At 44.4% G+C, this 19,060-nt stretch carries 18 protein-coding genes; 8 read left to right on the forward strand and 10 right to left on the reverse strand.

Annotation, left to right across the window (positions count from 1 at the left end; translation table 11 throughout):
- Positions 1-13 precede the first annotated feature (13 nt).
- Both frr and pyrH read right to left on the reverse strand, forming a co-directional pair.
- Positions 14-568, reverse strand: coding sequence for a ribosome recycling factor (frr, locus tag QEP06_RS01790; protein ID WP_251833360.1), 555 nt, complete (start codon positions 566-568; stop codon positions 14-16).
- Positions 569-613: 45 nt separating this feature from the next.
- The gene (gene pyrH, locus QEP06_RS01795; RefSeq protein ID WP_285268812.1) at positions 614-1,321 is read right to left on the reverse strand and encodes a UMP kinase; all 708 of its coding nucleotides are present in this window, start codon (positions 1,319-1,321) and stop codon (positions 614-616) included.
- 138 nt (positions 1,322-1,459) lie between these two features.
- On the opposite strand from pyrH, the gene porQ reads away from it, so the two are divergent.
- The 5 genes from porQ (at position 1,460) to QEP06_RS01820 (ending at position 4,575) form a co-directional block, all read left to right on the forward strand.
- Positions 1,460-2,458: a type IX secretion system protein PorQ gene (gene porQ / locus QEP06_RS01800; RefSeq protein ID WP_285268813.1), complete on the forward strand. Its 999-nt coding sequence runs from the start codon at positions 1,460-1,462 to the stop codon at positions 2,456-2,458.
- A gap of 72 nt (positions 2,459-2,530) precedes the next feature.
- A complete protein-coding gene (gene cmk, locus QEP06_RS01805) occupies positions 2,531-3,205 on the forward strand; it encodes a (d)CMP kinase (protein WP_285268814.1) in 675 nt (224 codons plus the stop codon).
- Between the two features lie 98 nt (positions 3,206-3,303).
- Complete coding sequence (locus QEP06_RS01810) at positions 3,304-3,687, forward strand: YtxH domain-containing protein (protein ID WP_251833356.1); 384 nt, start codon at positions 3,304-3,306, stop codon at positions 3,685-3,687.
- A 77-nt stretch (positions 3,688-3,764) separates the two neighbouring features.
- Positions 3,765-4,073 (forward strand): phage holin family protein, encoded by a 309-nt coding sequence (locus tag QEP06_RS01815; protein ID WP_285268815.1) that lies wholly within the window; start codon positions 3,765-3,767, stop codon positions 4,071-4,073.
- A 4-nt stretch (positions 4,074-4,077) separates the two neighbouring features.
- Positions 4,078-4,575 carry a phosphoribosyl-ATP pyrophosphatase gene (locus QEP06_RS01820; protein WP_251833354.1) on the forward strand — a complete coding sequence of 166 codons (498 nt, stop codon included), beginning with the start codon at positions 4,078-4,080 and terminating at the stop codon, positions 4,573-4,575.
- A gap of 23 nt (positions 4,576-4,598) precedes the next feature.
- On the opposite strand, the gene QEP06_RS01825 is transcribed toward QEP06_RS01820, so the two are convergent.
- Positions 4,599-5,324: an RNA methyltransferase gene (locus QEP06_RS01825; RefSeq protein WP_285268816.1), complete on the reverse strand. Its 726-nt coding sequence runs from the start codon at positions 5,322-5,324 to the stop codon at positions 4,599-4,601.
- Between QEP06_RS01825 and tamL the strand changes: the two genes are divergently transcribed.
- On the forward strand, positions 5,310-7,871 hold the full coding sequence (gene tamL / locus QEP06_RS01830) for a translocation and assembly module lipoprotein TamL (RefSeq protein WP_285268817.1): 2,562 nt from the start codon (positions 5,310-5,312) through the stop codon (positions 7,869-7,871). The two genes, QEP06_RS01825 and tamL, sit on opposite strands and share 15 nt — an antisense overlap.
- A gap of 121 nt (positions 7,872-7,992) precedes the next feature.
- Positions 7,993-8,268 carry a PDZ domain-containing protein gene (locus QEP06_RS01835; protein ID WP_285268818.1) on the forward strand — a complete coding sequence of 92 codons (276 nt, stop codon included), beginning with the start codon at positions 7,993-7,995 and terminating at the stop codon, positions 8,266-8,268.
- 35 nt (positions 8,269-8,303) lie between these two features.
- Here the strand turns inward: QEP06_RS01835 and QEP06_RS01840 are convergent, their stop codons facing one another.
- The 7 genes from QEP06_RS01840 to QEP06_RS11690 form a co-directional block, all read right to left on the reverse strand.
- Positions 8,304-10,907 (reverse strand): DNA gyrase/topoisomerase IV subunit A, encoded by a 2,604-nt coding sequence (locus QEP06_RS01840; RefSeq protein WP_285268819.1) that lies wholly within the window; start codon positions 10,905-10,907, stop codon positions 8,304-8,306.
- A gap of 55 nt (positions 10,908-10,962) precedes the next feature.
- Positions 10,963-12,846 (reverse strand): DNA topoisomerase IV subunit B, encoded by a 1,884-nt coding sequence (locus QEP06_RS01845; protein WP_285268820.1) that lies wholly within the window; start codon positions 12,844-12,846, stop codon positions 10,963-10,965.
- A gap of 200 nt (positions 12,847-13,046) precedes the next feature.
- Positions 13,047-13,829 (reverse strand): TIGR00266 family protein, encoded by a 783-nt coding sequence (locus QEP06_RS01850; protein ID WP_285268821.1) that lies wholly within the window; start codon positions 13,827-13,829, stop codon positions 13,047-13,049.
- A gap of 50 nt (positions 13,830-13,879) precedes the next feature.
- Positions 13,880-14,950: an AI-2E family transporter gene (locus tag QEP06_RS01855; RefSeq protein ID WP_285268822.1), complete on the reverse strand. Its 1,071-nt coding sequence runs from the start codon at positions 14,948-14,950 to the stop codon at positions 13,880-13,882.
- 14 nt (positions 14,951-14,964) lie between these two features.
- Complete coding sequence (locus QEP06_RS01860) at positions 14,965-17,637, reverse strand: cation-translocating P-type ATPase (RefSeq protein ID WP_285268823.1); 2,673 nt, start codon at positions 17,635-17,637, stop codon at positions 14,965-14,967.
- Positions 17,638-17,774: 137 nt separating this feature from the next.
- Positions 17,775-18,320: an NADPH-dependent FMN reductase gene (locus QEP06_RS01865; protein WP_285268824.1), complete on the reverse strand. Its 546-nt coding sequence runs from the start codon at positions 18,318-18,320 to the stop codon at positions 17,775-17,777.
- A gap of 123 nt (positions 18,321-18,443) precedes the next feature.
- Positions 18,444-18,542, reverse strand: coding sequence for a T9SS type A sorting domain-containing protein (locus tag QEP06_RS11690; protein ID WP_425256169.1), 99 nt, complete (start codon positions 18,540-18,542; stop codon positions 18,444-18,446).
- 186 nt (positions 18,543-18,728) lie between these two features.
- Between QEP06_RS11690 and QEP06_RS01870 the strand changes: the two genes are divergently transcribed.
- Positions 18,729-19,004, forward strand: a complete 276-nt coding sequence (locus tag QEP06_RS01870; RefSeq protein ID WP_285268825.1) for a hypothetical protein — start codon at positions 18,729-18,731, stop codon at positions 19,002-19,004.
- Positions 19,005-19,060 lie beyond the last annotated feature (56 nt).

Raw genomic sequence — 19,060 nt, forward strand, 5'->3', positions numbered from 1 at the left:
AGAACTTTTTGTTTTAAACTTTCATGATGTCTGCTTCCTTTGTTTTCAGATGTTCATCGCAAATCTTTACGTACTTGTCGGTTAGCTCCTGAATTTCAGCTTCAGCACCTTTGATAAGGTCTTCCGAAACGCCGTCAAGCTTTTTCAGTTCCTTCATGCCGTCCTGACGCGCGTTGCGTACCGTAACTTTGGTTGCTTCGCTTTCCGCTTTTGCCTGCTTGGCTAGCTCGCGGCGGCGCTCTTCTGTAAGTGGCGGAACGTTGAGAATGATATTATCCCCATTGTTCATCGGCGCGAAACCAAGATTTGAATTGACAATCGCTTTTTCGATCGCACCTATCGCGCTGCGGTCCCAAGGCTGAATAGAGATGGTCATCGCATCAGGAACCATCACATTTGCCACCTGGTTAAGTGGGGTCGGCGCACCATAATACTCCACCATCACATCCTGCACCATCGAGGTAGATGCTCTACCTGCGCGGATTTTCTGAAAAGCGTGATCTAAGTGTTTCAGCGCAGCATCCATCTCCTGCTTTACCATGTCGATGATTAGATTTATTTCTTCCATAATTTTCTGTTCTTTTTAAAATTATAAATAAATGTATGCGGTAAATTAAAGTCCTACCAGTGTCCCCACCTTTTCGCCTTCTACCACGCGCTTTAAGTTTCCTTCGCGGTTCATATCAAATACAATAATCGGTAGTTTATTTTCATGACTTAATGTAAAGGCCGTCATATCCATCACTTTCAGGTCCTTAGCGTAAACTTCATCAAAAGTCAGTGAATTAAATTTCACTGCCTCTGCATTTTTCTCCGGATCAGAATCATAGATTCCGTCAACGCGTGTGCCTTTTAAGATCACATCAGCACCAATTTCGATTGCTCTTAAAGTTGCCGCCGTATCGGTTGTGAAATACGGATTCCCGGTTCCGGCACCGAATATCACCACACGGCCTTTCTCAAGATGGCGTGTTGCTTTTCTTTTAATGAATGGTTCAGCCACCTTATCCATTTCAATTGCAGACTGAAGTCTTGTGTGAATTCCCGCATCTTCCAGAGCGCCCTGCAGTGCCATGCCGTTGATCACGGTTGCCAGCATCCCCATATAATCTCCCTGCACACGGTCCATCCCTTTAGCAGCGCCGGCAAGCCCGCGGAAAATATTACCGCCACCGATCACGATCGCCACTTCGCAACCCATATCGACCACTTTTTTTATTTCAGCAGCATATTCCTTCAGGCGGTCATTATCAATACCATACTGACGGTTTCCCATGAGGGCTTCACCACTTAATTTCAGGAGAATTCTCTTATATTTCATTTATTAGTTTTTAAAACTGCATTTTTGCCCTGCAAATATAAGGAAACGCGAATAATTCCGTTAATACATTTAAATTTAGACTAAAAATTTCATCCGAATTTTTCTAAAAAAATTACTTTTGCAAACACAGATCATCATTTGAAAAAACTCTTTGCATATTCCGCTCTGCTGTGTTCTACACTTTTTTTCGCTCAGGAAGGGACGCGGGTGTATCCGTTTCTCAACCTCCCGTTTTCGGCTCGTCAGGCAGCGCTGGGTGGTGACGCTGTTTCAATACGTGATTATGATGTGAGTTTTGCAGGTGTAAATCCGGCCGTAATGAATATCGAGCAGGATGAAATGCTAGCCATAAACTATGCATCTTACCTTGCCGATTCTAAATACGGAACCTTCACCTACGCCCGTGATCTGCATGAAGCACATCTGATTTCCCTGAGCGCCCGCTATATGGATTATGGCCGCATGCCGCGAACTGATGAAAGTGCAAATATCGACGGTGAATTCGGAGCGATGGATGCGTCTGTGGGTGTTGGCTACGCCTATCAGTTTGATGAAGACTGGACGATCGGCGGAAGTGCGAATTTCGTGACCTCAAAAATCGATACTTACGCGTCAATGGCCGTTGTAGGAAATGCAGGCGTAACTTACCATAACCGCAAAAGTAACGAAACTGTGGCCCTTGTTTTCCGGAATTTTGGCTATCAGTTCAAGACTTTCAATGGTTTGCGCGAAAAAGTAGCATTCAGGGTAGACCTTGGTTATACAAGGATTTTAGACGAGTTCCCGCTCGCATTTACCATTACCGCGCACGACCTTCAGCAGTTTAATATTTCACAGGATTATAACAATAACGGTCAGCCGATCAGCTGGCAGCGCAAATTTGCCGACCATTTTTCCCTTGGTGCCGAACTTTTCCCACAACAGGCCTTTAATATCAGACTTGGATATAATATACGCCGGGGCAACGAGTTGGCAGTTTTGGACCAGCGGAGTTTCGCAGGCTTAAGCGCGGGTTTCGGAATTAAGATATCTTCTTTCAGGTTCGATTATGCACATGTACGCTATCACAATGCCTCTAACACGAATATGTTTGGGCTTACGCTGGACCTCATAGAAGTTTCCGGAAACAGACGCTGATAATTTTCAGATTTAAGGAAAGACAGCCGCTTCCCTGGCTTAAAATTCAAAAAAAAAGATGAAATTTGCGCTATGAGAAAACCTGTCATAGCAATAGATGGCTACTCCTCCACCGGCAAAAGTTCAATTTCAAAAATATTGGCAGAGCGACTCGGACTTATTCATATGGACACCGGCGCGCTGTACCGCGGTATCACCTACTATTCCTTACAGTGTTGTGCTGATGCGCAAGGAAATATCAACTTCGAAAAAGTATTTGACAATCTTAAAAACATAAGTCTGGAATTCAGAAAGACAGGTGACGTGTTGACATTATTCCTGGACGGTGAAGATATTTCGCAGCAAATCCGTACAAAAGAAGTTTCGGACCATGTAAGCCAGATTGCTTGCCAAAAAGAGGTTCGTGCGTTCCTTCTGGATACGCAGCGAGCTATTGCGGCACAGGGCGGCGTAATTTTAGACGGTCGTGATATCGGCACGGTGGTCTTGCCCAATGCCGATTATAAGTTTTTCCTTACCGCCAGCATTGAAGAAAGAACCAAAAGACGCTTTCTCGAACTCCAGAAAATGGGTGTGGAAATATCAGCTGAGGAGGTGAGCCACAATTTAGCGACGCGCGACAAGATTGACAGTGAACGTGAGATTGCGCCACTTCGGCAAGCCCAAGATGCCATTTTGATCGATAATTCAAATATGACTAAAGAGGAAACAATCGCTGCAATAGTAAGCCATATTGCCGAGTTTTAACATTTATTTAAGAAAGCCCCTTTTCAATTGGTATATAAATTGTAATCCTTTGTTGAAATAAATCAAACATTAATTATTAACTATTAAAAATTATTAAAATGTCTAAAAAAGGTAATAATTCAGCAGGTGTTTTAGCCGGTTTACTTGCAGGTGCAGCAGCAGGTATTGTTCTTGGAATGCTTTACGCTCCGGAAGAAGGCAAAGAAACCAGAAGAAAGGTAAAGGAGAAAGCAAATGAGCTGAAGGATGTAGCCGTAGACCAATATGGCAGAGTTTCTGAGAAAGCTAAAGAGCAGTTCCAGGATGTATCAGGCAAAGTGCGTGACCAGTATGGCAACATCACTACGCAGGTAAAAGAAACAGCAGATAAAGTAGTATCATCTGTAAAAGAAGGCTACGACCGCTATAAAGATCAGGCAATCGCTACTACCACAGAGGTTGTAAAAGATGTAGAGAATGAATTAGACGGCATGAAATCTTAGGAAGATGCGGTAATTCAAAACCAACAGGAACTTTAAATTTTTGAAGTTCCTTTTTTGTAACTTTAAACATAAACATTATGCTTGACCTCGTAAAAGAATACACCTCGAAGAGGCTCACGCTTCTTAAGATGGAGGCAACCGAAAAGTCTTCGGTTACGGCAGGTACGGTTACCTATCTTACGCTGGCCGCGGTGGCTGCGCTCTTTTTTATCATTCTGCTGAATATTGGCCTGGGCTTCCTGATCGGCACGTGGGTAGATAACTATGGTTACGGCTTCCTCATTCTTGCCGGTTTTTACATGCTGCTGATCCTGATTGTTTTCGCTGCGCGAAATGCCATCAAAGCCGCTGTCGCAAATAAAATCATCAAATCACTAAACAGCTAAAATTATGGATACTAAATACAGTAATTTAGAAGAACTGAAGCGAAAGAAAGAACTTCTTAAGAAAGATGTTTCAGGCCTTGAGGATTTATTGACTTTTGACAATACGAAGGAAAGTTTGAGTGCTTTTACCAATGGTTTTACCGACAGATTTCTGAAGGAGGAACCAAAAGCGGGCGGTGGCACAGAACTTAAATTTGACGGAAGCGGAATTGTAAAAGAATTCGCGGAGAATCTTAAAGATTCTATTCTCCACAAAAATACTGTTCGTAATTTCGCCGCAAATCCAGGAACGGTCGCGATGGCCGAAAATGCTTTAAAACTTGGCGCGGTAAGCTATATCGGTAATTATGCACGCAAAAATTTAAGCAACACGAGTTGGAAAAAGAAAGCCATCGGACTTGCACTGATCTATGTAGCACCTGTGGTACTGAAAATGGTGCGAGAGAGGCTTGAAGACTATCAGCGAAGCCGCACTACATCGAGCATGCAGCAACTTATATAATCTAAACCGCCTGGGCGGTTTTTTTATTTGGAAAATATCTGTCCTAAAATGATACCAGCAGCCATCGAAACGTTCAGGCTTTCGGTTGCCCGTGATTTTCCCATCCGTGGAATTGTGATCTTGTCGGTCAAAATTGCTTCAGTTTCAGGACGGATTCCGTTTCCTTCATTTCCTAAGACTAAATCAAATTCCGTTGGAAACTGGAAACTGTAAATGCTTTCGCCCTCCATATCCGTTCCGATAACCGCACGCTCCGAAGATTTGAAATAGTTCTGAAGATCTGTATACACGATGTTTACGCGAAGAAATGAACCCATACTTGACTGTATTACTTTCGGATTGTAATAATCGGCCGTGTCCTCACTGCAAATTATTTGTTCGATACCAAACCAATCGGCAAGACGGATGATGGTACCAAGATTCCCCGGATCCTGGATGCCGTCCAGAACCAATTGAACAGGAACATTACTTTTCATTTGCGGTTTGATGATCTCACAAACCGCCACTGAGTCTTTAGGATTTTGCAAGAAACTGATGCGTCTGAGCTCCTTTTCAGAAATCGCAGTGACCTTTGTGTCAGCGATCTTAAGTTCAGACGGATCCACCGAATACAGTTGCTGGATTCTGTAGCGTGAGCCCGGGATTTCTTTGATGGTTTTGTTGCCCTCAACCAAAAACAAATTGTATTTTTGTCTGAATTTTTTCCTGTCCAAAGACTGTAAAACCTTTAATGTATGAGCGGTAAGCATCTGTTAAAATATTATCAAAAGTATCATATATTTTTCGCTTTCGCAATTGCAGTCTCGCTTCTGTACGCCTGCAGCACCACCCGCAAAGTCCCCGATGGTGAATATTTGCTCACAAAAAATAATTTCCGCTATGAAGACGGAAAGCTTTTTGCAGACCAGGTTCCCGATTATGTAAGTCAAAAGCCCAACAAAAAACAGCTGTTTCTGTTTCCTGTAGGTTTGTGGATGTACAATGCCACAAATCCTAAATACGACTCGATACTGAATGAGTACCTTACCTACCCGTCTGAAATCCGGGATCAAAAGTTGCGCGACTCGCTTTTCATTAAGTACAACCATCCCGAATATGTGGGCAAAAGCCTATTTTATGAGAGATTCATGCACAACATCGGCCAGCCGCCGGTAATTTTGGATCAGGGTAAAACCGAAACCAGCGCCAACTCTATACGAAAATACTTCGTGTATCGCGGCTATTGGGATGCCGATGTAAAATTCAGTCATGACCTTGATTCAGCGGCCAAAAAAGCGCAGGCAAACTATCTTATCACCCATCGCGAACCTACAATCATCAGCGATTATTATTACAATATTCCGGATCCCGCGATACGCTCTGTTTACGAAGAAGATCTCAGCAAAAGTCTTGTGCAGGGAAAGGATATTTTGGACCAGAGCGTGCTCGAAAAAGAAGTAAAACGTATCAACGACCTTATGAAAGAGCGCGGATATTACCGTTTCAATAACTCAAATGAAGAAATTTATTTCACTGCTGACACGCTGCAAAGCCGCAAACAGGTCCCGCTGACGATGGATATCCACCGTGACTCCCTGGATACCCCATACCGGAAGACTACAATCGGCGATATTAAAGTTCATTATCTTGAGAAACTTGCCGACACCGTTGATACGGTAAAAGATTCACTGCTCGGAATCAATTTCTACAAACTCGATGATCAGTATAAAACGATCGCGCTTTGGCGACCGCTAATCTTAAAGAAGGGTGACCTTTACCAGCAGCGCAATCTGGATCTTACCAAGCGGAACATCGCGTCCACAAACAATTTCAGCGTGCTGAAGTATGATGAAATCCTGCGTAAAGACAATGACAGTATATTGGATGTGAGTTATTATCTCGCGCCACTTCCGAAATATGACCTGCGGATCGCTACTGACCTTAATTATTCTCAAATCCTGAATTTCGGCATATCGCCGTCTGTGGATCTCACTACTCGAAATGTCTTTGGTGGCGCAGAAAACCTTGTTACGAGTGTATCAGGTATTTTTGGTTCAATCGAAAATACCAAGGATCCGGATAAGCGTGTATTGGCTTACGAAGTTTCCGCACAGGGATCGCTCAATTTTCCGCGTCTGCTGATGCCTTTCACTACCTGGAAATTGATCCCAAAACGCTTTTCACCGGCCAGTTCCATCGTTTTGGGCACATCTGTCCAGAATAATATTGGCTTGGGAAGAATTGGGTTTAATGCGGGCTTAAATTATTTCGCGAATGTAAATGACATCGTCACGCACCGTTTGTCACTGTTCAACACGCAACTTAGTTTGACGCGTAACAAAGACCGTTATTATGATTTTTTTCCGGTAGATGAAGGGGTAAGAAATGCTGTTTTTGATGATTATTCACCGGCGCTTGTGAATGATTTTAATAACGGGACGATCACATCTGATGAGTTCGCGACCATAATCTTAAATGATGAGCAGTATCAAAATTCGCTTTCGGGGGACCGGCTTTCGCTGTTCAATACGTTCCGCCAGTCACTCATCAACAAAGACAGACAGACGCAGGACGTACTCATTTCCTCAATGATTTACAGTTTTATCTACAATGAGATTGGTAAAAAAGACAGACCGAATCCGGTTTATCTTAATGCAAAGGTAGAACTTGCAGGCAATGGGTTTGGTCTTTTTAATAACAGGACAGAAAATGACGGGGTTGTTTCCGGAGCTTCCAAGACCATTTTTAATATTCCGTACTCTCAGTTCGTGAAATTTGATGTAGATGTTCGGAAATATTACACATTCTTTAACGGAAAACATACGTTGGCACTCCGACAGTTCATCGGCGTGGGCATTCCTTACGGTAATTCATCCACGATGCCGTTTGTAAGGTCTTATTTTAACGGCGGGTCCAATGACATTCGAGCATGGCGTGTTTTCGGCGGTTTGGGACCGGCAGATTCGCAACTCGACGAGAAAATCCGAAGCTACGCAATGGATAATTTAAAACTTACCACAAATGTAGAATACAGAGTTCCGTTCACCCCAATGTTTGAGGGAGCGGCATTCGTTGATGCGGGTAACATTTGGGGCTTAAAAGATACCGGCTTTGGCGATGAATTTAAGTTCAGCAAATTCATCTCGCAGATGGGTGTCGGAACTGGCCTAGGTGTAAGAATAAATGTGGCTTACATCACGCTGCGGCTCGATGCCGCCTACAAGGTGTACGACCCTAACCGGCCGCTGGGCGAGCGTTTTGTTTTGGGCGAGACCTGGAAACCGGTACTCAACTTTGCTTTCGGTTATCCGTTTTAAAATGCAACCGCAGTTCCTTACTGCGGTTTTTTTTACTTAAATGAATCAAAAAGGCACAAACTTAGCTACAGGTCCGGCGGTTGGAAATAACCTGTAAACATTAAACATTTAAACAAAAAAAATGAATAACGAACTACCACAGTTTAAAGTTACGCTTGGCATAATGCCAAACTACGCCGACACGAAGGACGGAATGCTAATCGACGGCGTTTCCGAAAACCGCCCTGCAGCGCTTGCGGGCATCAAGGCAGGTGATGTTTTGAAACGGATAGGAACATGTGAGGTAAGCGAAATCTATTCGTATATGGATTGTCTTTCGCGTGTAAATCCCGGCGATCAACTGCCTGTCATCGTAGCACGCGATGGCGAGGAAATCACCCTGAATGTTCAGTTTTAAATAAAAAAAGACGCCGTGTAAGCGTCTTTAGTAATTTATTCATCGAACAGACTGCCGATTGTACCTTCGTCCGGGAAATCTTCTTCTTTCACATCTTCATCGATGAAGCTGATGTGGCCGTCTGTACTTTCCACCACGTCAAAACCGGGATTGATTTCCTCTTCGGGCTCCGGAATATTAACGCTGATGGTTTTCACCCTGTTGCGCGTGAGTTGGTTTCCGATCGCTTTTATTCCTTTCACTGCAATGAATTCGTCAACATTGATAGTTTCAGGTTCGCGCTGTTTGTCTTTTTCTTTCGCGAAAACGATTTCTGCGGTGGCACCATTGGCAACAATTACCTGCTCGATAAAGGATTTTGGATGTTCTGTAGGCAAAAAGTGCTGGATATTCGTGGTGTTTTCGAGCAGAAAACGTTTGATGAAGTACATCTGTTTCTCGCCATCGTAGTAAATCGCAGTCACCGGCTGCTCCGGTTTCCATTTTTCGAGAACCAAATACTCATCCTCAAACCGGTTCATCAGGTCAAATGACATCAGCCGCGCATCACCATTCGAATTTATCGTAAGGATCCTGTCATCACCTTTGAAAGTTCCGAGCAAAGTTCCGCGTGCATCCGCATTCAGGCGGCGTACCGTGTCATCAAACCAGATCTTTCTGGGCGCAAGCGTGGAGTGACCCTCTTCTTTCAGATCTACTTTTTTCACCGCGTATTTAGTAACGAGATTTCCTTTTGAATCACGGCCTTTGATACCTATTTCGGCAAAATCAATCTCAATCTTGTTCTTTCGGATCCTTGCATTAGGCTTCAAAAGTACCGTCACTACTTCGGCTTCGCCATTAGGGTTCGCCGAAAAATAAAGCATTTCCGAACCTTTGGTGTCGGAGGCGAGTTTATAGTCAGTGTTCCGCGTAACGCCGGTTACGGAGAAACGTTTCATGTAGTATGGGCCTTCTTTACCTTCGCGGTAAATCATGTTGTAAACCGTGCGTTTATCGTTCTTTTTCCAAACCGCAACGTGCTGGATGTTTTTACCGATGAACGTCTTTGGTTCCACTTTCACCACTTTCATCGTGCCGTCTTTCTGGAAAGTGATGATGTCATCGATATCCGAGCAGTCAAAAAGATACTGGTCTTTTTTAAGTGATGTCCCGATGAAGCCTTCCTCAAAATTCGCATAAAATTTTTCGTTTGCCACGGCCACTTTCGTCGCATCGATGGTATCAAAAACACGAAGTTCGGTGCGTCTCTCCTTCCCTTTTCCATATTTTTTCTGGATGCCGAGGAAATAATCGATCGCGTACGGAACCAAGTTTTCGAGATGATACTTCACCTGTTCTATTTTAGCCTCCAAATTTTGGAGATTCTCGATCGCTTTATCCTGGTCATAACGGGAAATTCGCATGAACGGAAGTTCGGTAAGCCTGATGATGTCTTCAGTTGTCACCGCACGCAGAAGATTTCCTGTAAACGGTTTCAAACCTTTGTCCACCGCTTCATAAACTTCCTCTTTCGAAGATTTACCTTTGATTTCCTGATAGATTTCGTTCTCGATGAAAATCTTTTCAAGACTTGCAAAATGCCATTTTTCCTGCAGTTCGTGAAGTTCAATTTCGAGTTCAGTTTTTAAAAGCTGTACTGTGTGGTCTGTGTTACGTCTTAAGATCTCAGATACAGTGAGAAATTCGGGTTTATCGCCGACAATCACACAGGCATTGGGCGAAATAGGAATTTCACAATCCGTAAAAGCATAAAGCGCATCAATGGTTTTGTCCGGAGAAACATCATTATTCAGCAGAATATTGATTTCCACCTGATCAGACGTGTTATCTTCAATTTTTTTGATCTTAATTTTTCCTTTATCATTGGCTTTGATAATGGAATCTATCAGGTCACCTGTATTTTTACCGTACGGTAGCTCGGTGATGCAGAGTACGTTCTTTTCTTTTTGAATGATTCGCGCGCGTGTCCGGATTCGTCCGCCACGTTCGCCGTCATTATAGTTCGTTACATCCAGCATTCCACCGGTGAGAAAATCCGGGTAAAGCTCGAACTTTTTATTTTTTAAATGTGCTATTGATGCATTGATCAGCTCATTAAAGTTGTGAGGCATTATCTTGGTCGAAAGTCCGACGCCAATACCTTCTACACCGGATGCCAGCAGCAGCGGAAATTTCACCGGAAGGTCGATGGGCTCATTGTTCCGGCCATCATAAGATTTTACCCAATGTGTTGTTTTAGGATTAAAGACTACTTCTAGTGCGAAAGGCGTCAGCCTTGCTTCAATATACCGCGCCGCAGCAGCAGAATCTCCGGTAAAAATATTTCCCCAGTTTCCCTGCGTGTCAATCAACAGTTCTTTTTGCCCGATCTGCACCATAGCATCGGTGATGGAGGCGTCGCCATGCGGGTGATACTTCATCGTATTCCCGACGAGGTTCGCCACTTTATTATAGCGCCCGTCTTCCAGCTCGCGCATAGAGTGCATGATTCGGCGCTGCACAGGCTTGAAACCGTCGAAAATAGAAGGTATGGCACGGTCCAGAATTACGTATGAAGCGTAATCGAGGAACCAGTCTTTATACAGTCCGGAAACTTTTTTCAGTGATTCTTCGTGGTGATTTTCTTGTTCTTCCATCAATCCAGCTCTCGCGTATATTTGGTTTTCTTAATGATTTTTATGTGGTGTACATTTAGGCCTCAGCATTGGCAAGCTCTACTTTCTTGTCGATTTCCGGATCTTCTACGACCAGATTTTCGAGGATGAAAAGCTGCCTGTCCGGTGTGTTTTTACCCATATAGAACTCGAGCAACTGATCGATCGTCTGGTCTTTCCCTAAGACCACCGGTTCAAGCCTGATATCTTTGCCGATGAAATGCTTGAATTCATCAGGAGAGATTTCACCTAAACCTTTAAATCGGGTTATTTCCGGGTTTTTGCCTAATTCTTCAAGAGCTTTTATCCGTTCCGGCTCGCTGTAGCAATACCTTGTCTCTTTTTTGTTCCGCACGCGGAAAAGCGGAGTTTGAAGAATGTAAAGATGGCCGTTCCGGATCAGGTCCGGGAAAAACTGAAGGAAGAATGTGATCATCAGAAGGCGGATGTGCATCCCGTCAACATCGGCATCGGTTGCGATCACGACATGGTTGTAACGTAGATCTTCGAGTGAATCTTCAATGTTAAGTGCCGCCTGCAAAAGGTTGAATTCCTCGTTTTCGTAAACAACTCTTTTGGTCAGTCCATAACAGTTCAGCGGCTTCCCTTTCAGCGAAAAAACTGCCTGCGTTTCTACATCGCGTGATTTTGTGATGGAACCCGAAGCGGAATCACCCTCGGTAATGAAAATCATCGTTTCACTTTTCCGCAGCGCTTTCTGGTCATTGTAATGCTGGCGGCAATCGCGCAATTTCTTGTTGTGCAGTGAAACTTTCTTCGCTCTTTCACGCGCGAGTTTCTGGATGCCGGAAAGTTCTTTCCGTTCGCGCTCAGAAATTATGATCTTGCGGTTTATTGCTTCTGCAATTTCCGGATTCTGGTGCAGGAAGTTGTCGAGTTTGTTTTTTAAGAAATTGGTTATGAAAGTCCGCACGGTCTCTTTGCCGGGCTCCATTTCATTTGAACCTAATTTGGTTTTCGTCTGCGACTCGAAAACCGGCTCAATCACCTTTACGGCAACCGCTGCAATAATCGATTTGCGGATGTCGGCCGCTTCAAAATTCTTATTGAAAAATTCGCGGATGGTTTTCACATATGCCTCACGGAACGCATTCAGGTGAGTTCCACCCTGCGTGGTGTTCTGGCCGTTGACAAACGAAAAGTACGTTTCCGACTGTGATTTGTCTGAATGTGTGATGGCCACCTCAATATCTTCATCTTTAAGATGAACCACCGGATAGAGAATCTCCCCTTCAATCTCTTCCTGAAGAAGATCCTTCAAGCCGTGCTCTGAGAAATAGGTTTCTCCGTTGAATATGATTTTAAGTCCCGGATTCAGGTAACAGTAATTTTTGAGCATCTTTTCGATGTACTCTTTCCTGAACTTGAAATGGGTAAAAATGCTTCCGTCCGGGATAAAAGTGATTTCGGTTCCGTTGCGGTCAGACGATTCGGTTTCCGGAAAATCTTCCGTGATCAGTCCTTTTGAAAATTCAGCCACTTTCGCCTTGCCATCCCGCACAGATTTAACCCTAAAGTACTCCGAAAGTGCATTCACAGCCTTGGTACCGACACCGTTCAGACCTACAGATTTCTTAAAGGCTTTTGAATCATATTTACCGCCGGTATTCATTTTCGAGACCGCGTCCACCACTTTCCCGAGTGGAATTCCACGGCCGTAATCGCGGATCGAGGCTTTACCTTCGTCGATCTTAATTTCGATGCGCTTGCCGGCTTTCATCACGAACTCGTCAATGGAGTTATCAATGATTTCTTTAAGCAAAATATAGATACCGTCATCGGCTGATGAACCGTCGCCCAGCTTACCGATGTACATTCCGGGTCTTATGCGGATGTGCTCCTGCCAGTCGAGGGTCCTGATGTTGTCTTCTGAGTAGTTTACTGCGTGGTTTTCGCTCATATTTGGGCCTGAATGTATTTAAAATTCAGCAATCCACAAAAATAGTGAAAGTTAGCTCAAGCTAAAAACTTTGTTGAAAAAATAATGTTCCTAAAAATGCCGTTTTGCCAGGAAAAATGTATTTATATCGATCGGCAATTCAGTAAGACAAAAAAAGCACACTGAAGAAGTGTGCCTGATTTAATTTAATTCTAAAAAATTTAAAATCCGTCGCCGTCCAGCATTCTGCCCAGACCGCCGAGCAGGCTTCCCTCCTCGCCTTTCTTTGTAGTGCCGAACTGTAGGATCCTGTTCGCTAAACGCGCAATTGGCAACGTCTGAATCCAAACTCTTCCCGGACCGCGAAGTTGTGCGAAAAACAGACCTTCCCCACCAAAAATAGTATTCTTTATGCCGCCCACAAACTGAATGTCATAATCTACATCTTTCGAAAAGGCCACAATACAGCCTGTATCTATCTTCAAAACTTCGCCCGGCTGCAGTTGTTTTTCGATCACGTGACCGCCGCTGTGTACGAAGGTCATGCCGTCTCCTTCGAGTTTCTGCATAATGAAACCTTCGCCACCGAAAAGCCCCGTGCCCAGCTTACGCTGGAACTCTATGCCAACAGAAACGCCTTTCGCTGCACACAGAAATGAATCTTTCTGGCAAATCACTTTTCCACCTAATTCCGAAAGGTCAAGCGCGATGATCTTCCCCGAATACGGCGCTGCAAAAGTGACCTGCCGCTTACCGGACGCGGTGTTGGTAAAGGCCGTCATAAACAGGTTTTCGCCGGTGAGCATCCTTTTTCCAGCAGAAAAGAGCTTGCCCATGATACCTTTTTCGTTACCATCGCCGAACATCGTCTGCATCTGAATGCCGTCTGTCATCATCATGAAACTGCCGGGTTCGGAAATTACGCTTTCGTTCGGGTCCAGTTCTATTTCTACACACTGCATTTCTTCGCCGTGAATTTTGTAGTCAATTTCGTGGTTGTTCATTTTTTTAGGTTCTTAAATTTTTATGATTTGTAAAAATCTGCAGCCAAATGTTACACCGGAATGTTTTCTTCGTCTTCGGTCTGCTCATGGTCTTTAAGATCATTAAAGCTGCGTTCCATCTCAAACATACGGTAGAGAATTCCGGGCAAAGACATGAGTACGGGACCAAAAACAAGTCCCATCACACCGAAAATCTGTAAACCGAGCAGCACACCAAAAACCGTAATTAGTGGATGAATATCCGCCATCTTTTTTAATAAGGTGAAGCGCAGAATATTGTCGATGCCACCAACAAATATCAGACAAAAACCTGCCAGCATCAGTCCGCCGCTTACATCGCCGCTGGCAACCTGATAGACACTAATCGGTACATAGATCAGCATCGTGCCGAGTACCGGAACGATGGAAGCGGCTCCAGTGAGCAAACCCCAGAAGATCGCATTCTCGACACCGAAAATGTAGTAACCCAAAATTGCAATCAGGCCCTGGCTGAGACCCAGGATCGGTATTCCATAGGCATTTGAACGGATAAGCGCGCCGGTGGTTCTTATGAAATACTTCTTCGTGTCCCGCGACAATGGGAGCAGATCTTTAAATTTCTGCTCCATGGTCCGCGTCTCTTTAAGCATAAAATAAAGGATAAAAAGCGCGACAAAAATGTTTCCGAAGGTCTGGCCGACCCAGTTCAGCGTGGAAGGAATATAGGAAACTGCGCGGTTGAGCACCTGCATGATCTGTTCATTGGAAACATGGAAATCAAACCTTTTGAGGTACTCATTGTTCTCCAGAAATGTCCGCACAGCGTCGTATTTTTTAATGATTCCCTCACGGTCGCTCAGGAATTCATTGATTTTTGGAATCAGGATCTCCAGGATGATCCAGAGCGGCACCGCGAATGTGATAATGATAAGGAAAATGATGAGCGTGATGGTAAGATTGCTGTTCCACTTTTTTTCCTCGGTGTATTTTAGGTAAGATTTGCGGGTAAGAACATAGAGCGTAATGGCGCCCAACAGGCCTGACATGAAATAATTAAGTTCAAACAAAATGAGCGCAGCGAGAAAAAGCGCGGTGAAAATAAGGGCTTTCTGCACGCTGATTTGACTGAAAAGTTTTTTCATAAGCTGGTTTTGGTTTAAATTTTAGTTTTTGAAGGTTGCTTCCTATTTGCGAAGACTATCTTGTAGATCTCGAGCGCGGTTAACGGTAACAGACCAAGAACAACTGCCATCATCCATCCTTTTTGGTCGAGCATATGAAGTTTAAAGGCTTCGCGCAAAACCGGCACAAACAGGACGAGAATCTGCAGCAGAATCCCAAGTGCAATTGCACCCACAAGATATCGGTTGCTGAAGATACCTATTTTATACAGTGGTTTTTTCATATTTCTTAAGCCTAAGGAAAAAAACAGTTGCGAGCATACCAAAACCATAAATGCTAAAGTGCGCGCATTCTTCACCACTTCTTCGGGAATGTTGCCGTCTGCAGGAGAATAACCGAGTTCGTAATATCCGTACCAATACGCCAGCATCGTGATCAGCCCGATGAATATACCGCCAACAACTGCCTGTATTCCGGCGCCGTGCGAAAAGAAGTTTTCGTTTATGGCGCGAGGTTTTTCTTTCATAACATCGGGGTCGCCATTATCCATGCCCAGCGCGATGGCCGGGAGCGAATCGGTAAGCAGGTTGATCCACAACAGCTGTGTCGCGATCAGGGGCGACTGCCAGCCCACCAGCAGCGCGAGAAAAATAACCACCACTTCGCCCAGGTTGCAGGTGAGGAGAAAAATGACGGATTTCTTGATGTTGTTGTAGATGTTCCTTCCCTGTTCAATGGCTTTAACAATAGTGGAAAAATCGTCGTCGACAAGAATCATGTCGGCAGCGCCCTTTGCTACATCAGTACCGGTAATTCCCATCGCCACACCGATGTCGGCCGCGTTAAGCGACGGTGCATCATTCACGCCGTCGCCGGTCATGGAGACTATGTTTCCATTGGCTTTAAGTGCGCGTACTATTTTCACTTTATGTTCCGGGGAAACGCGTGCGTACACCCGATAGTTGTTCACTTTCTGTTTTAATTCGTCCTCACTGAAGCTGTCCATTTCCGGCCCGGTGATTACCTGATCTACATGATCGGCAATGTGCAGATCCTTAGCGATGGCAAACGCAGTGTTTTTATGATCGCCCGTAATCATGATGGTTTTGATGCCGGCGTCTTTCGCGAGTTTTATTGATGGTTTCACTTCGTCGCGTGCTGGGTCTATCATGCCTACCAAACCAAGGAGCACAAGGTCCTGCTCCATTTCATCGGGATGCGTATCTCGTGCAGCGGGTTTATAGGCTACGGCCAACGTGCGCAATGCATGATCCGACATTTGCCGCGCGGCGTGGCTGAAGTTCTGCAGATCGGCTTCGGTAATTTCGCGTACTTCTCCGTTGTCAAAAATCCTGGTCGAAACTTTTTTTAAACTTGCCAATGCACCTTTCGTGAAGACTTTGTAATCGCCGTCTTCTTCTTTTACCAGTACCGACATCATTTTGCGGTCACTGTCAAAGGATTTTTCATTAATTCGGTTTGTATTGTTCTCCAGATTCTTTCGGTCTAGTCTCAGTGTATCGCCCAATGCTAACAGTGCTATTTCGGTGGGGTCGCCGGTGGCATCGTCATTATGAAGGGTGGCATCGGAGCATAAGATCATGGCTTTAGCTGCAAATTTTGCGGCATTCGGAACGTCGTTTGGAGCATGTTCATCCAGATCCAGGAGGCCTTGTGTGGTATAAACCTGGGTGACGCTCATTTTATTCATGGTAAGCGTACCGGTCTTGTCAGAGCAAATTACATTCACTGAACCCAATGTTTCCACTGCCGGAAGCTGGCGGATGATGGCGTTGTTTTTCGACATTGTAGTGACGCCGACGGACAGCACCACCGCTACGATTGCAGCCAGACCCTCGGGGATCGATGCTACGGCAAGTGAAACCGAGGTGAGGAACATTTCGCCCAGATCCCTTCCCTGAAACCATGAAAGAACAAATATAAACGCACAGATACCCACTGCCATCTTTCCCAGCATTTTGCCGAGCTCGCTCAGCTTTTTCTCCAGAGGTGTTTTGGTGAGTTCTTCATTATCGATAAGGTGCGCAATTTTGCCGACTTCGGTGCGCATCCCGGTTTCTACCACTACTCCGACGCCGCGGCCGTATGTAACAATGGACGACATGAATGCCTGATTATCGCGGTCGCCAAGCGGTATTTTGGGGTCGTCGTGCACATTACCAGCTTCTTTAGAGCCCGGCACGGATTCACCCGTGAGGGCCGATTCTTCGGTTTGCAGATTTGCCGATTCTATCAGCCGCAGGTCGGCAGGGACCACCCTGCCCGCATCCAGAATAACGATGTCCCCCGGAACCAGCTCTGCACTGTCGATTTCAGCAGTATGTGAATCGCGCTTGACGAGCGCCCGGGGTGACGACATCTGCATGAGTGCTTCAATCGCTTTCCCGGCTTTAACTTCCTGAAAAACCCCAATTCCGGCGTTAATCAGGATGACCAGAATAATGATGACCGAATCTATATATTCGCCCATAAAAAACGTAATGATCACGGCCGCAAACAGCACATAGATCAGCCAGTCGTTCAGTTGCGAAATGAAAATCTGAAAGACTGATTTTTTCTTTTTAGTTTCCAGACGGTTAGGCCCAAATTTGCTCTTCCGGCTCGCCGCCTCCTCGCTGGAAAGGCCAGTGGCGGGGTCAACACTGAGTTCCGTTAAGGTTTCATCGATGGATTTTGTAAACCACATAGTTTGTTTTTTAGGTACTGAACAGTTTCTTAAATTTAGGCATTATTTCGCTGTGTAAAAATTTCAAGGTAAAATAAAGCGCAAAAGAAAACCTCATTCATTGCTGAACAAGGTTTTCAGTGGCTATCTAAGCCTATTTAGAACTTCTCGACCCATTTCTGGAAGGCGTCCACAAAATTCTGAAGGAATTTTTCCGTGTCCGGCACCACTGTCTTTCCGTCTTCTTTAAAAATCTTCGCCGAATTGCCGATATACGCTTCCGGTTGCTGCATGAGCGGCACATCAACGAAAACGAAGGCCTGGCGGATGTGATGATTTGCGGCCAAACCGCCCAGAGAACTCACCGAGGAAGTGATCACAGCACCCGGTTTACCCGGCCAGACTGAACTTCCGTACGGCCGCGATCCTACATCGATTGCATTTTTCAGCGCTCCCGGAATGGTTCGGTTGTATTCGGGTGACACAATGAGGATTCCGTCGGAATCTTTGATTTGCTGTCTGAAATCCGTCCATTCCTGTGGTGGATTTTGGTCTGAATCTTCATTGTAAAGCGAAAGATTCCCGATTTCTACGATTTGAAGATCTAATTTGCCGTCTGCCAGACGGATCAGTTCGTTGGCGATTTTTCGGTTGTAAGACTCCTTTCTGAGTGAGCCAACGATTACTGCAATTTTCTTTGCCATAATGAATTGTTTTTTTTTTAAATATTATACAGCAAGATGCCCGCCACGTAACTTCATGCAGTACGAAATAATCCAAAAAAAAGGCAAACCTTGTGGCTTGCCTTAAATTATTTAAATATCTGATTATTTCTTAATGAATTTTCGCGACACAATTTCTTTTCCTTTGTGTATGTTCAACATGTATTGCCCGGCGCTCAGATCACGGACATCAATTTTTTCCAAATATTACCTATACTAAAATTGATATGGTGAAAACAGAGGAAGCGCTTTGAAATAGTAGTAAAAGATTCTAAATACTTAAATAACACGGGGGTAGACTTTCTGAACATCGTATCCCACACTAATGTGTAAAGTGCTGTCATAAATCTTGTGCCGCACAAAAAAAGTAAGAGCATTAAAAAATTATATATGAAAAAATTATCTTTGTTATGTGCTATTTTTGGCTTTTCAGCTTTTTCATTTGGTATGGGAGCAGAGACGCGTGAACTTGAACCTGAGAGATTTAGCGAAATAGTAAGCTATAGTTCAGCAATTGTAGGAGGGTGTTATTCAGTTTCTTTTGAATTACCCTGTAATGGTCAAGCACATACTGAATGGTACTGTACCAATTATAACGAGGGAGAATCTGGTTTCATACGAGACTTGGCTTACGTTGTGAATATCGCGGTAGAAGAAGGCTGTTAAAAATCTTAGCTATGATAGCTTTTGTCGCAAGACAAAAGCTATTCTTTAAAAATAAA

The sequence above is a fragment of the Kaistella rhinocerotis genome, assembly GCF_030243905.1.
Taxonomy (GTDB): domain Bacteria; phylum Bacteroidota; class Bacteroidia; order Flavobacteriales; family Weeksellaceae; genus Kaistella; species Kaistella rhinocerotis.

Excerpts from the sequence above, each read along its gene's own strand:
- frr (WP_251833360.1), bottom strand. The coding sequence starts at position 568 with ATGGAAGAAATAAATCTAATCATCGACATGGTAAAGCAGGAGATGGAT.
- pyrH (WP_285268812.1), bottom strand. The coding sequence starts at position 1,321 with ATGAAATATAAGAGAATTCTCCTGAAATTAAGTGGTGAAGCCCTCATG.
- cmk (WP_285268814.1), top strand. The coding sequence starts at position 2,531 with ATGAGAAAACCTGTCATAGCAATAGATGGCTACTCCTCCACCGGCAAA.
- QEP06_RS01810 (WP_251833356.1), top strand. The coding sequence starts at position 3,304 with ATGTCTAAAAAAGGTAATAATTCAGCAGGTGTTTTAGCCGGTTTACTT.
- QEP06_RS01815 (WP_285268815.1), top strand. The coding sequence starts at position 3,765 with ATGCTTGACCTCGTAAAAGAATACACCTCGAAGAGGCTCACGCTTCTT.
- QEP06_RS01820 (WP_251833354.1), top strand. The coding sequence starts at position 4,078 with ATGGATACTAAATACAGTAATTTAGAAGAACTGAAGCGAAAGAAAGAA.
- tamL (WP_285268817.1), top strand. The coding sequence starts at position 5,310 with ATGAGCGGTAAGCATCTGTTAAAATATTATCAAAAGTATCATATATTT.
- QEP06_RS01825 (WP_285268816.1), bottom strand. The coding sequence starts at position 5,324 with ATGCTTACCGCTCATACATTAAAGGTTTTACAGTCTTTGGACAGGAAA.
- QEP06_RS01835 (WP_285268818.1), top strand. The coding sequence starts at position 7,993 with ATGAATAACGAACTACCACAGTTTAAAGTTACGCTTGGCATAATGCCA.
- QEP06_RS01840 (WP_285268819.1), bottom strand. The coding sequence starts at position 10,907 with ATGGAAGAACAAGAAAATCACCACGAAGAATCACTGAAAAAAGTTTCC.
- QEP06_RS01845 (WP_285268820.1), bottom strand. The coding sequence starts at position 12,846 with ATGAGCGAAAACCACGCAGTAAACTACTCAGAAGACAACATCAGGACC.
- QEP06_RS01850 (WP_285268821.1), bottom strand. The coding sequence starts at position 13,829 with ATGAACAACCACGAAATTGACTACAAAATTCACGGCGAAGAAATGCAG.
- QEP06_RS01855 (WP_285268822.1), bottom strand. The coding sequence starts at position 14,950 with ATGAAAAAACTTTTCAGTCAAATCAGCGTGCAGAAAGCCCTTATTTTC.
- QEP06_RS01860 (WP_285268823.1), bottom strand. The coding sequence starts at position 17,637 with ATGTGGTTTACAAAATCCATCGATGAAACCTTAACGGAACTCAGTGTT.
- QEP06_RS01865 (WP_285268824.1), bottom strand. The coding sequence starts at position 18,320 with ATGGCAAAGAAAATTGCAGTAATCGTTGGCTCACTCAGAAAGGAGTCT.
- QEP06_RS01870 (WP_285268825.1), top strand. The coding sequence starts at position 18,729 with ATGAAAAAATTATCTTTGTTATGTGCTATTTTTGGCTTTTCAGCTTTT.